We start from the raw sequence: 14,012 nt of genomic DNA, 5'->3' as shown, positions 1-14,012 counted from the left end.
TATGAATCCTATTAATAGAGAATTCGATTTATATGATATAATGCAAAATACAGCATTAAGCGCTTTGGCTTGTCATAGTTTTGTATTAGGGTATTATAAGGTAGCCAAGAATAAAAATGACAAAAAAAACTATCCAAGTTTAGATTATCTTTTTTTCATTTTACCAATAGTTTACCATAAAGATACAAGAGTTGTTTTTAAAAGTTCAAATGAACTTTATAATGTAATTCTCAAGAATAAAGAAATCATTTTAGGTCTTCAGACAAGAGCAAATAAGATGTCACCCCAAACTTTTAATGCACTAAATTTAGCTTTTAGTAAAAAGGTTCTCTCATATAATAAAGAAAGTAAAGCTATAGAATTAGCAAGAGGTTTTATGAGTACCAAGATTAAAATACCCTCTAGTTTAGGACATGAAAATATTGTTAAAAACATACAGGATAGCGCTTTTAAATTAGGAAGTATTTTTGCTAAAAACTCAGAAAAAAACTTACAATTAGAACTAAACATTAGATTTTAATGAAACTATTTATTAAGAATATTATCTTATACCCAAAAGACAAAGAGCTAAAACCTAGGGTCATAACTTTTAAAGAGGATAAAATCAACATAATTACTGGGTATAGTCAAAGAGGGAAATCTGCAATAATAGATATAATAGATTATTGTTTAGGTAGTTTTGATTGTAATATACCTATTGGACCAATTAGAGATAAAGTTGAAGTTTATGCTTTATATCTAAAATATAACGATGAACATATTTTTTTAGGTAGAGAGAATTACGAAGAATCTAAGTCTACAATGTATTTCTATAAAGAAAATGAAAAAGCAGAAAGGTTAGAATTAAGAACTAATAAATGGCTTGAGAATAAAAGCTCTTACAGGCAAAACTTACCTTATATAAAGAAGATTTTAAATGAATTAGCTGGCTTTAAAAACATAAACACTGGTGACAACCCAGAAAGTACATTTGATTCAGCTGCTAGCTTTAGAGACACTTCAGCTTTTCAATTTCAAACTCAAAACATTATTGCTAATCCATCAACAATGTTTTACAAAACTGATTCTTGGGAACATCTTCAAAGGTTAAAAACTATTTTCCCTTTAGTGCTTGGTTATAAATCTTATGAAGTTTTAAAATTAGATAGAGAGATTTCAAGTTTAGAATCTGATAAAAAAAAGAAAGAGAATAAACTTGAAGGGGTTAAAAAACAATATGAAAACTGGCAATCTGATATTTATCAATATTATTCAGAAGCAGTTAACTTAGGACTAACAAATTCGGATATTGACATTAGTACATCAACAGTTAATCAAATACAAAATGAACTATCTAACATTACTAAAGAGTCTAAAAGAGGTTTTCTATATAAAAAAGGTTCTGCTAATAGGTTTGTTGAAAAGGCAACTGAATTAGAAGAAAAGAGGAACTTTTTAATTAGAGAATTAAGTAAGTTAAAAACTACTCTTTATAAAATTGAAGATATTAGCGATTCTAAAGATGTGTATTTAAAAGATGTAGCTTATGAAAAAGAAAATAGGCTTAAGCCTATTGAATGGTTTTTAGAACAGAGAGGTACTGATGAATGCCCTTTTTGTGATTCGCAATCAACTAAAGCCATTGACGAATTACTTTTACTCAAAGAAGAAAAAGATAAAAACAGAATTGTATTACAAAATGCAAAATCTCTTTCGTTTAGCTTTGATAATGAAAGAATAGAGGTAAAGAAATCAATTAAAGAAAAAGAAGAACAGATTGAAAAATTTGATAATAATTTAAGAATTATACTTTCTGAAGCAAAAGAAAGTGAAAAATCCTATCAAAAAATATTTGAATTCATTGGTAAAATTGAGCACGCAATTGACAACCTGAAAAAAATCTCTCCCTCTGGACAATTAGAGGATGAAATCAACAGAGTTCTAATTCAAATAAATTCTAAAAAGAAAGAATTATATAAGTTACAAAGTAAGTTCGACAAAGAGCATTCTTTAAATAAATTAACAAAAATTATTGGTAAGTATATCACAACTTTACCTATAGAGGATAAAGAAACTAAAAAAGTTCACTTAGACCCTGACCAAAGTATTAGCATAAAAATTGAAGATACTAAAACTCAAAATAAATATTTTTTATCAAGATTAGGTAGTGGAGCTAATTATATGGGATACCATATCTCTACAATGCTAGGCTTACATGAATTCTTTTACAAACTAGAGGAAACGAGTAAACCAAATTTCGTACCATCATTTATAGTATTTGACCAACCAAGTCAAGTTTATTACCCAGATAAGTTTGAAACTAAGAAAGGTGAAAAAGGTTCAAAAGATATTGAGGACACTAAGAAAATATTTACTGCCTGTAATACCTTTATGAAAAATACTAGTAATAATGTTCAGGTTATAATTTTAGAGCATGTTCCAAAATCTACTTGGGAAGATATTAATGATGAAAATTTTCATATTGCTGGCATATGGAGAGGAGATGAAAATAGTGATAACTATCAAGCTTTAATTCCAAGAGATTGGTTTTAATTTTATATTAGAACTGAGATGGAAAAGATTTGAATTTAGACACAGAATAGGTTTCAATCTACTCTTTCTTAGTGTAAAATTTTTCAATTATTTTTATTTCATTCTTAAATCCTCTTTCGCTTAACAAACCCAAAAGGGCTTCTCTATCATATCCTGTATTCATTACAGCTGACTTGATTTTACTCTTATCCAATGTGTCTATAAAGGCTTTTCCATCATCCCAAAAACTAGCTGAAGTAATGTATACTCCTTTAGCTATTTTACCTTGACCTATATCTAACTTATATTCTTTAACTGCAAAAGGCAAGGTCTTAGAGAAAAACCATTTTAAAGAAGATTTTGTTTGATAATTTCCTAATGGTATTGTTGCACCAGAATGATAACCCTTTAGTTCAACTATAACTATTTCAGGTGGATTTGTAGAATGAATTATGTAATCATATTCATAGCTTTCTTTTTCTCCCTTTTCATTTAGCCTCGAGATAGTCTTACCTCTTTGTATAGTGGCAACAGGGTAAATACTAGATAACAAAGGATACATTAAAAACTCAAATAATGTTCCTCTAAGTTCTTTTAAAGCATCTTCTTGACCTGCCTTACTAATTGAACTTAAAATATTTTTAATAACATCATCAATCTTTTCTGTATTATTGAAAGCTGTAGATAATTCTCTTGTTCTGCTAAGAATATCATATATTCTTGTCCCAAAAATAGCACTTATATCAAAAGCAATGATTCCAAGCTTTCTTATTTTATTAATGATTAAATCAGTTGAGGAACTATAAATTATTATTGGAAGAGTCTTTCTTTTATCATCATGAACAGAATTCCTATTGATTTGAATCCTGTTGTAAAAAGCATCTAAGTGGACTTGAGAGTATTCATTTGACAAAAGAACATCTAGCACTACAAGAGTCTGTTTCTCAATATTATCAGCTTTAGAACTAAGAATAGGATTTATACCTGTTGCACTTGTGTAAGCAAATGCATCCCATACTAAATTATTATGTTCAGCACCTAAAGCAGGTGTTTTCTTATTCCGATATATTGCATTAGAATTTTTTATTAAATTTGATTTACCTAACCACCTTAAAATATCTGGCAATACACTACAATCCATTACCATTTTTGAAAAGTGGCTAAACATCATAGCTTTTTCAATATTATCTTGAATAAATTCATTTTTATTCTTATAAATTATATACACAACACTATTAGAGTCTTTCTTTGTATATACAATATTTAGTTTATACAATAAATTCAAAATATCATCTAAACATGAAACCTTAGTAGAACTCTTTTCTAAAGTAGAAGCAGTTATTTTAAGTCCTTCATAATATGATATAATTCCTCCATTTATATCCATTACTTCTAGTAATCTATATATAGGAGGTCTGTGCTTTTCAACAATAGTTTTTATACTTTCCTTATCTAATTCAAAATCGTTATAGATATAAACATACTGTTTCTTTCCAAAGGTATATGGAGAAGAAGATTTGATTGCTTTACTTGAGGTTGCTCTTTTAATAATTTGTCTAGCATAATCATTAGTCACCCCAAATTTATCTACGAGATTATTATTCAAATTTATAGCAGTATCAAATAATCTCTCTTTGAGTAGCTTGCTTAAAAATGTATTATATTTTTCTTGAGTTGAGCTTTTATTTACATTCATTTTGTCACACTGCCCTTATTAATTTTATTTTTTAACACTATCCGCCTCTCTGTTTTTTTGTGTATTGAATAATTTAATATTTAAAATCTTGATTTACAACTATTTAAAAATTAAATTGGATGAAAAACAAAAAACACATTTACTTAAAGTAGTCACAATATAGCATTTATTTGTTCACAAAATAAAAAACTAACGATGTTTAGAATCATCATTGAGAGTTTGTGCTAGTCCTTTAAAAATACATTAGCATTTTACTTAACAATAAAAAAGCACTCACAGAAATGTAGATGTTTTTTTATCTTTATAACATGCGAGTATTTAAAAAAAAAGATAAACGATTCAACACCCCTCTTGATAATTATACAGATAAGTATATGGATAACTTCATACTTCTCTTGTTTTATATACTTATTGGGGTAGTTGGTTATTTGCTTTATAGTATTTACAATTATCTATTTTAAATGGAACTATACGATTTTAATAGACTTGAATTAAATGAACAAATGGAAGTTGTTAACCAGTTAGGTGCTTTCATAGATAACCACGTTACCAAAACAGAAAGGTGCAACCTTTATGCAGTGGATATGTTTTTTGTTGAGGTAGTTTACAATTCTGAATATAACACCATCACTGAATTAAGAAGTTTTAAAACTGGATATCTACTAGATAAGTATTCAACAGGCTTTTAATTGACTTTTTTCTATACATCTTTATTAGTTAGTTATTTAAATATATCTATACGTAAAACTACGTATAGAAATATCTTATTTTATTTATAAATTTGTAGGTATTGATATATGACGGATATAGTTAATACCTATATCCAATTGTTAGCAAACATTAGAATCAACATTATTCATTCCTAGAATTCTATTCATAATTACGTAAATGGAAATTAACTATAACATTGTCAGTTTAATCGATATACTCGGGTTAGTTCAAGGTGTGTTTTTAGGCTTGGTATTAATAATCGAGGGCAGACGCATAAAACCCAAGCTTTTTTTAGGCTTATTTTTAATTGCGTATTGCGCAGAACTCTTAAACTCAATCCTTCACGATTTAAACATTCTTGAATCTGAACCTTGGTTGCTGTTTTTACCATTTAACTTTTTTTATTTAATACTTCCTTTATTCTATATATATGTTAAAGGAATTTCTAATATTAATTTAACTAAAAAGAAAATTGTACTCATCCTTTTGCCTGGAATACTAGAATTTATAAGTTATACAGTACTTTTTATGCTAAGTGTGGGTACAAAAGTAAAATTGCATAATTCAGAAAGTTTTTCTAATGTATTGTCTCTGATTGAAATATTATCATTTGCTTATTCAATATATTATATCTTTCTAACTATTAAATTCATTAATAAGCAAAAAACAAAAGTTGAAGAATTTTACTCAAATACAGAAGGAAAATTACTCACTTGGGCAAAGGGTGTTCTTATGTTTCTGTTTACCTTTCTGATTATTATATTGTCTTCACTTTTTTTAGAAGGAATATTTTATGATGATTACATCTATCCAGCCATTTCAATAATTAATGTCGTTTTTATTTTCTGGATAGGGATTTCCGGTATAAAGCAGCCTAAGCTTTTTGTTACTAAAATCGCTAGTATTAAAAAGATAGACCATCAACAAAGTGATGTTAATGAAACCAATAATAGATTAAAAACTAATAATAAAGATCATTATGAAAAGTTAATTGCATTAATGGATGATGAAAAATTATTTTTAGAGCCCAATTTATCTTTAGCAGATGTGTCTTTAAAACTTAAAATAACGCAACGGAATTTATCGGAACTCATACGAGACGAGTCTGACAAAAACTTTAATCAATTTGTAAATCATTATCGAGTAGAAGAAGCAAAAAAGTTATTATTAGATACTTCAAACAATCATTTAAATATGTTAGGAATAGCTTTTGACTCAGGATTTAGCTCAAAAGCAACATTTTATAGTGTTTTTAAAAAACACACTTCCCTTACACCTACATTGTTTAAAAACAACATATTACCACAAAACTACACGAGTCTATAATTATGTAATAAGTCTAGAAAACGGTTTTCTAGACTCAACAAGCCTTTTTTAAGACTTAAAAAATAGTCCTTGGCCGTATCTTTGCACCAGCAAATCAAGAATTAGAATTATGAAGACTAATAAACTGACTTTGATGGTAATAATCTTTATCTGGATTCTTTTCATTTCTTGGGAATTACTTGTAACAGAATGGAGTCTTATAAAAAACAAAGATGCATTTAGGGTAGACCTACTTATTATTTTTCCACTACTTCAGTTTATTACAATTTATACATTAATTAAAGTATTTAGTAAAACCAAAATAACAAAATAAATAATTGCGCAAAAGTGCGCTAAAAATTAAAAAAAATGAAAATTAAAAATTTATTTAAAACAGTAATTTGCTTATTAACTTTAAGCTTAACATTTAGTTGTTCTAGCGATGATGATTCTATGAATCCACCAACAGTTAATAGTAACTTTACAACTAATTCCAACACAGATTTTTTTATAAATTTTGATGGGACTGTAAATCTAATAGTTTCGGGAACTTTTCAAGAAGATAGTGGTTTTGGGACAGTAACAGACAGAGGTTTTGTTTATGGTACTTCATCTAACCCTGAAGTTGGTGCTAATAATACTTCAGGTATATCTGGTAATAATTCTGATGCAACAGGTTATATAGAAAATTTAACAAGTGGTCAAACTTATTTTATAAGAGGTTATTTTGAATACAGTGATGGCACTCATTTCTATGGAAACGAGATACAAGCAAGTACTGATGTTGATGCGAGTACTAGTAGAAATGTTACTTTAGATATAGAATCAGACGCGTTTTTAATTCAGACAGACTTTATCACAGTAACATTAAATATTAATAATGTTGTTAAAGAAATGCCTATAGAATTTGGTGTTGAATATAGTGTAAATAGCGATTTCACTAGCAGTAGTATAAATGCAATTGAGAATTTTGATGGTATACATAACGAAGGTACTATTGTAATTACTAGTTATTCTGCTGTAGCAGAACCTCTAATGTCAGGAACTCAATACTATTTTAGGCCATACGTAAAATATGCTGACAATACAGTAACAAATGGCGGAACTAGTATAGCTAATTTCGCTACAAACTAAATAGAATAAAACGTTTGCTAACAACGTATATAAAAAATAGCTAATTAAGCGCAAATCATAATGGTTTGCGCTTTTTTAATATCTTTAGGCAAAGAGAAAAGTATTGAATACCTAAACGCTACTTTTCATATACAAGACCGTTGTGGGTAATTAGAGCACAATAAATAACAATGAAATTGGAGCATAAAATAAATAGTAAATACAAAGTTGGTGATTTGATTTATGACGCGAATGTTTACGACGGAATGAACACTGACCTAACTGATTTGAAATTTTACAAGAAGTGGTTGCCAAAAAATAAGGACGCTCGTATACTTGAACTTTGTTGTGGAACTGGCAGACTTACCCTTCCAATTGCAAAGGATGGATATAACATTAGCGGAGTTGATATCACTTCTTCAATGCTTGAACAAGCACAAGTAAAAGCTTCAGAAGCTGGTTTAGAAATTGAATTTATTGAAGCGGATATTAGAACTTTGGATTTGTCTGAAAAATACGATTTGATTTTTATTCCATTTAATTCAATTCATCATTTATATCAAAACAAAGATTTATTCCAAGCATTAAATGTTGTAAAGAATCACCTTAAAGAAAATGGGTTCTTTTTATTGGATTGCTATAATCCTAATATTAAATACATTATTGAAGGTGAAAAAGAACAAAAAGTAATTGCTGAATATATAACCGAGGATGGAAGAAAGGTTTTAATAAAGCAGAAAATGCGATATGAAAACAAAACTCAAATTAACCGAATAGAATGGCATTACTATATAAATGACGAGTTTGATTCAATTCAAAATTTGGATATGAGACTGTTTTTCCCTCAAGAATTAGATTCATACCTTGAAAGTAATGGCTTTGATATTATTCACAAGTTCGGAGGATTTCAAGAAGAAGAATTTAATGATAATTCTGAAAAACAGATATTTGTTTGTCAATAGATTATTAAAGTAACTACCCACAACACCGTATATAATTTATTGCTAGTTCTAGCCTACTTACGAAAGTCCTCGCAGACTTTCTGTCTGTATTTTATTTACTAACTTTAGTGCTTAAACACGCAACTAACCATAGACAATCACGTTAGGCATAATTAAGCGAACAACCATTGAACTAACAGAGAAAAATATGTTTTTAAAATAAAATGAAAGAAAAATCAGACCCAATCTTATCAATGTCTAAATCAGAATTTAAAAGTCAATTATCTGATACAATTAATAAAGGCGAAACATTATTTAGAAAGGAAATTTCAGACAAGGAAAGTTTTGATAATTTTGAAGAAGAGTATAAACTATGGGACAATTATAACAGTCAGTTTTTAAGTAATGCCTTTAATGATGCTTTTAACACCTATAGTTCTACTTATTATTCTATAGAAGTCTCAAGTTTAAATTATACTCGTTATAACAGACCATCGCCAGATAAGCTTAAAAAAATTCTTTTACAAAAAAAATTAGCAAACCTTAATTTTATATTAGCAAAAGCGCATATGATTAAAACCAAACATGAACCCGTTAACAGTAAAAAGCTAACAGATAACAAATCAAAAGTATTTATTGTTCACGGACACGATGAAGAAGCTAAAACTAAAACAGCACGTTTTGTTGAAAAACTCGGGTTTGAAGCAATTATTCTTCACGAACAAGCAAGTTCTAGTATGTCAATTATTGAAAAAATTGAGGAATATTCCAATGTAGGTTTTGGTATTGTTTTATATACACCTTGTGATATTGGAAGTAAGCAAATCGAAAATCCTGAATTAAAATCGAGAGCAAGACAAAATGTTGTTTTTGAACATGGATTTTTAATTGGAAAAATTAAAAGAGAGAATGTCTGTGCTTTAGTCAAAGGAGATGTTGAATTACCTAATGATATTTCTGGAGTTGTTTATATTCAATTGGACAACGCGGATTCTTGGAAATATACAATTGCGAAAGAAATGAAAGCATCTGGATACGATATTGATATGAATAAAATATAACTATGCCTAACATCGTGTATAATTAATAACTAGTTCTAACTTACTTACAGAAAGAAAAAATATAAAAGTTAAGATTGCGTGTTTCTACACATTGCTAAGTTCATATTTTCTAATATTAAAAAACAATCTTTAACCTTTGTTTTTCATGTTCTTTGTAAAACTATCTTCTTCTGCACCTAATGGGAATAGAACATAATACCAAAGACAATTCAAATAGTATCTAACTATTCTATACCATCTAGGTAATTTCTTTTTTTGTGACATAAATTTAAAAATGATTTCTAAATTTACGAAATGTTTGCATTAATTGATTGTAATAACTTTTATGCCTCTTGTGAAAGAGTGTTTAATCCAAAACTAATTGGAAAACCTATTGTTGTGCTCTCTAACAATGATGGTTGTGTCATTGCTAGAAGTAATGAAGCTAAGCCTTTTGTGCCAATGGGAGGTGTAGCATTTCAATATAAAGACATTTTTAAGCAATATAATATTACTGTGTTTTCTTCAAACTACCCTTTATATGGTGATATGAGCCAAAGAGTAATGGATGTTTTAAGTACCTATAGTCCAGATATTGAGGTTTATTCTATAGATGAAGCTTTTCTCCAGTTTAAAGGATTTGAAAACTACAATTTAGATGATTATGGACTTGATATGATTACCAAGGTCAAGCAGTTTACACATATTCCAATTAGTGTAGGTTTTGCACCTACAAAAGCACTAAGTAAGGTTGCTAATAAAATAGCTAAGAAGTACTCAGATAGAACCAAAGGAGTCTATAGTCTAGATACTGAAGAAAAAAGAATAAAAGCTCTTAAATGGACTAAAATTGAAGATGTTTGGGGAATTGGAAGACAAATTTCAAAGAAATTAAAAGCTATTAACATAAATACAGCATATGATTATACACAATTACATGATAGCTATGTTAGAAGAGAGTTTTCAGTTGTTGGCTTAAGATTAAAACATGAGCTTGAAGGTAAGCCTACTTTACAACTAGAGGAAATAAAGACTAAGAAAAATATTGCTACCACTAGAAGCTTTGCTAATAATCTTACTGAGTTAGATGATTTAAAAGAAAGAGTAAGCACTTTTGCTACTAGTTGTGCTTTAAAATTAAGAAAGCAAAAGTCTGCTTGCAATGCACTTATGATATTTGTACATACCAACAGGCATAAAAAAGACCAAGCACAGTACAATAGAAATATTGTTGTAAAGCTACCATTTGCATCAAATTCAGATATTACCTTAAGCCAATATGCAAATAAAGCCTTACTAACCATTTATAAAAAGGGTTATGCCTATAAAAAAGCAGGTGTAATAGTAATGGGTATTGTACCTGAAAACACCATACAACATAACTTATTTGAAAATGAAAACCCAAAGCATCAAGAGCTGATGAGAACTGTAGATAAGTTGAACTCTAGGATAGGTTATAATAAAGTTAAATTAGCCAATCAGAATATTCAAAAGACTTGGATAATGAAGCAAGAAAAACTATCTAAAAGATATACTACAGATTGGAATGAATTATTAGAAGTACAATGAAGATTTTAAACTTACCAAAACTTAACAAAGAGCTAATTAATCTACCTTTTAGAATAGATGATAACAAAGTTTATGTAAACTATTTTGATGAAGGTGTACAGGCAGGTTTCCCTAGTCCAGCAGAAGACTTTAAAGAAATTCCATTAAGTCTAGATGAAAAATATTTACAAAATCCACAGGCAACTTATTTAATTAAAGTTGCAGGAAATTCAATGTACCCTACTTTACAAATTGGAGACATCCTTATAGTAAAATCTGACCAAGAATTTGGGGATAGTGATATAGGTATAGTCTCTGTAAATCAAACAGATTTCACAGTAAAAAGGTTTGATAAAATCAAAAAAAAGCTTTTGGCAGATAATTCGGAATTTCCTAACATAGAATTAAATGAAGAGGACACCTTAATTTGTTTAGGTGTTGTAAAACAATTAATCAGAGATTTATAATGTGTTTTCATAGCAAGCAAAGCAAAAAAGCTCAACAGATAGAAAACAAGTTCAATGCTAAGTTTGAGACTAATAATGACTTTGCACCTACTAATCATTATAATGGGTTTAACTTTCCAAAAACTCCATTAATAACCAATGATGATAGTACAACTATTCAAATGCTAAATTGGGGTTTAGTGCCACAATGGGCAAACCAAAATTGGAATAAATCTTATACATTAAATGCTAGAATAGAAACTATTGAGGATAAGCCAGCATTTAAAGATGTCATAGAAAATAGATGTATTATTTTAGTTGATGGTTTCTATGAGTGGCAACATGTAGGAAAACAAAAAATTAAATATGAGATTGGTTTTGAAAATGAGCTATTTGCTTTTGCAGGTCTATATTCAGAATTTGAAAATATAAAAACCTATACTATAATTACAACTGAAGCAAAAGGTATTATGAGAGAAATACACAACACAAAATTAAGAATGCCAATTGCTTTAAAAGAGGATATTGAAATAGAAAATTGGTTAGTTAAAAAAGAAGTTAAACCAAGGTTTGATTTCACAGCTATAGCTTTAGACCAGATACAACCAACCTTATTCTAAAAAAAATAACCACCCTACATTTCTGTAAGGTGGCATCACTCAACTCAAAAACCAATGATAAGTACTATCACCATTGAGAGTTTGTGCTATTCCTTTAGAGAATTCATATGCATTTAAGTTTCTATCTAAGAAAGTATCTATATAACTACTTTTATTAGCTTGAGTAAAGAGATTGAACACACTCCACAAGTTAATATCACCTTCATCATTTCTACTGAAACTCTCATCTTGATAGTAGTCCTTAGCTACTGTAGAAATTTGTCCATCATTAAGTAACAATTCTGGAATTTCAAGTTTATCCTTTTTAGGCAGATAATTATATAATCTACTCTTACCAATTAACTGCGCAAACTGATGTTCAGATAAAGTTTCATATGATAATTGCCTCATACTATTCAAATGTTTTTCAGCTTGATAAGCTTGCATAATCTCTAATAGTTTAGACCTCATTGCACTATAACTATCAACGCGTAAATCATCCAACATTCCATCAGTTGAGACACACATATTACAACATACTAAATTCTGAAAACCAATAAAAAACTTAAACCTCTCATAAGTTTTCTTTGAGTATAAGTTCTCTTGATTATAAGCTCTTACTCCACCTATAGTTAAAGCAACGTCATTTCCATTAATATTCTCTGTAATACTTGGAACACGTATAATAAAAGCCATCCTTTCATAATAAATTGTCTTCTCATGGTCCAATAGTTCCTTTACAGGTTTATTTACAGCACTTGGTACTCTACCTTTAATCTGATGACTCACTCTAATTTCTGGAGTATCAAAAATATGATGAGGAAAAACCTGATTTAAACAGTCTTGAGCTACTTCTACAAATTCATTATGACTGATGGTCCTTTCATTGTCTTTTGAGAAAACTGGTATAATACAGTCATTTCTAAGATGATTTAACTGGACATCAATAGTATTAGCCTCTATAAATGGTTTAGGCTTATATAGAGGCTTGTTTATACTACTTTCTAATATAATATTGGGAACTACAGAGTTTAACTGTAGCTCCCTTTTAGGCTGAATGATTTGTAATTCCATTACTTGAAATATTTTGAGGGTTTAACAATTGTTTTTTAGATTGGATAGTTTCCTTTTGTAGTTTGAAATCAGCATCTAAAGCTTTCATACTATAATATTGACTATAAAGCAATCTTAATGCTTCAATATCATTACAGCTTTTAATCTGCTCTCTAACCTCTTCTAGACTTGTTCCATTATTACACCAATCTAGAATCTTCTTCCCTGTAGATGTATTTATTACAAATTCAGATTTACCCATAAATAGACCAGTTCTGTCTTTTGAGCTAGTAGCATAATGCTTAATATCTACATCAAACACCAAAGTGAACTCATAATCTGTTCCATCTCTAGAAATAGACTTCAAACCTACTTTTTCAGGTATATACTTACCATCTTTTTGCTGTAATACGTAATCTTGCTTAGTTCTCATGGTAGCAATAATATGAGTTGGTGATTGCAGTATCTTATTTAGAAACACTTTCTCTAAAGGCTTAATTTTAGCCCAATTTGTAAAACTATTACCTGCCATTTTAGAATGATAATCTAATAGGTACTCCCAACAATGAGAAATACTATCTATGATAATTACTTCCATATTAGCTTTCTCACAAACCTCAATAGCTTGCACATATTTTTCAGGTGTAAATGGTGGTTGTAGAGATAAGACATTATAATTACCTAGATGAGCATACAAATCTGCACTACCATTTTCAGTATCTATTATTGCAACTCTAGTCAAATTGTCTTTTGTTAGTCCTTTTGCTAGAAGTAAACTTGAATATGTTTTACCACTTCCAGCACTTCCTTGTAATGCCATTTTTATCTTGGCAAGTTTTCTCTCTGATTGTCTTAATTTCATTATTTATGATTTTAAAGGTTAATATGTAATTTGTTTAATGGTTATTAAAAATGAAAAAAGCACCTTACTGAAGTAGTAAAATGCTTTTTATTTATGCTGTTTTTAAGAAATGGCTATTAGCTCTAATCTTTCAACAAAACTTGATTATTAATTTTCAAAGCCTTAACTTTGTGTATCTTATCAGTAC

Annotated in this window: 13 protein-coding genes; 10 read left to right on the top strand and 3 right to left on the bottom strand. The window is 28.8% G+C overall.

Annotation, left to right across the window (positions count from 1 at the left end):
- Position 1: 1 nt before the first annotated feature.
- Both HM992_RS04180 and HM992_RS04175 read left to right on the top strand, forming a co-directional pair.
- Positions 2 to 520: a three component ABC system middle component gene (locus tag HM992_RS04180; protein ID WP_179318817.1), complete on the top strand. Its 519-nt coding sequence runs from the start codon at positions 2 to 4 to the stop codon at positions 518 to 520.
- Entirely contained in the window at positions 520 to 2,532 is a 2,013-nt protein-coding gene (locus HM992_RS04175; RefSeq protein ID WP_179318816.1) for a DUF3732 domain-containing protein, read from the top strand. Before HM992_RS04180 ends, HM992_RS04175 begins: the two co-directional genes overlap by 1 nt.
- Positions 2,533 to 2,590: 58 nt before the next feature.
- Here HM992_RS04175 and HM992_RS04170 read toward each other — a convergent pair whose 3' ends face one another.
- Complete coding sequence (locus HM992_RS04170; RefSeq protein WP_179318815.1) at positions 2,591 to 4,207, bottom strand: hypothetical protein; 1,617 nt, start codon at positions 4,205 to 4,207, stop codon at positions 2,591 to 2,593.
- A gap of 461 nt (positions 4,208 to 4,668) precedes the next feature.
- On the opposite strand from HM992_RS04170, the gene HM992_RS19805 reads away from it, so the two are divergent.
- From HM992_RS19805 to HM992_RS04135, 8 genes are all read left to right on the top strand, one after another.
- A complete protein-coding gene (locus tag HM992_RS19805; RefSeq protein WP_229720446.1) occupies positions 4,669 to 4,896 on the top strand; it encodes a hypothetical protein in 228 nt (75 codons plus the stop codon).
- A gap of 199 nt (positions 4,897 to 5,095) precedes the next feature.
- Entirely contained in the window at positions 5,096 to 6,244 is a 1,149-nt protein-coding gene (locus HM992_RS04165) for a helix-turn-helix domain-containing protein (RefSeq protein ID WP_179318814.1), read from the top strand.
- 348 nt (positions 6,245 to 6,592) lie between these two features.
- Positions 6,593 to 7,357, top strand: a complete 765-nt coding sequence (locus HM992_RS04160) for a hypothetical protein (protein ID WP_179318813.1) — start codon at positions 6,593 to 6,595, stop codon at positions 7,355 to 7,357.
- Positions 7,358 to 7,533: 176 nt separating this feature from the next.
- On the top strand, positions 7,534 to 8,298 hold the full coding sequence (locus HM992_RS04155) for a class I SAM-dependent methyltransferase (protein WP_229720445.1): 765 nt from the start codon (positions 7,534 to 7,536) through the stop codon (positions 8,296 to 8,298).
- 203 nt (positions 8,299 to 8,501) lie between these two features.
- Positions 8,502 to 9,338, top strand: coding sequence for a TIR domain-containing protein (locus HM992_RS04150; RefSeq protein WP_229720444.1), 837 nt, complete (start codon positions 8,502 to 8,504; stop codon positions 9,336 to 9,338).
- Positions 9,339 to 9,632: 294 nt separating this feature from the next.
- Positions 9,633 to 10,886 (top strand): Y-family DNA polymerase, encoded by a 1,254-nt coding sequence (locus tag HM992_RS04145; RefSeq protein ID WP_179318812.1) that lies wholly within the window; start codon positions 9,633 to 9,635, stop codon positions 10,884 to 10,886.
- Positions 10,883 to 11,332 (top strand): LexA family protein, encoded by a 450-nt coding sequence (locus HM992_RS04140; RefSeq protein WP_179318811.1) that lies wholly within the window; start codon positions 10,883 to 10,885, stop codon positions 11,330 to 11,332. Before HM992_RS04145 ends, HM992_RS04140 begins: the two co-directional genes overlap by 4 nt.
- Positions 11,332 to 11,931, top strand: a complete 600-nt coding sequence (locus HM992_RS04135) for an SOS response-associated peptidase (protein WP_179318810.1) — start codon at positions 11,332 to 11,334, stop codon at positions 11,929 to 11,931. The genes HM992_RS04140 and HM992_RS04135 overlap by 1 nt, the downstream gene beginning before the upstream one ends.
- 39 nt (positions 11,932 to 11,970) lie before the next feature.
- Here the strand turns inward: HM992_RS04135 and HM992_RS04130 are convergent, their stop codons facing one another.
- Positions 11,971 to 12,984 (bottom strand): DUF3871 family protein, encoded by a 1,014-nt coding sequence (locus HM992_RS04130; RefSeq protein ID WP_179318809.1) that lies wholly within the window; start codon positions 12,982 to 12,984, stop codon positions 11,971 to 11,973.
- Positions 12,959 to 13,825: an AAA family ATPase gene (locus HM992_RS04125; RefSeq protein ID WP_179318808.1), complete on the bottom strand. Its 867-nt coding sequence runs from the start codon at positions 13,823 to 13,825 to the stop codon at positions 12,959 to 12,961. The genes HM992_RS04130 and HM992_RS04125 overlap by 26 nt, the downstream gene beginning before the upstream one ends.
- Positions 13,826 to 14,012: the final 187 nt, after the last annotated feature.

Source organism: Winogradskyella helgolandensis (assembly GCF_013404085.1).
Classification (GTDB): Bacteria; Bacteroidota; Bacteroidia; order Flavobacteriales; family Flavobacteriaceae; genus Winogradskyella; species Winogradskyella helgolandensis.
The sequence above is the reverse complement of the archived record's forward strand: the minus strand, read 5'-3'. Positions and strand labels throughout refer to the sequence as shown.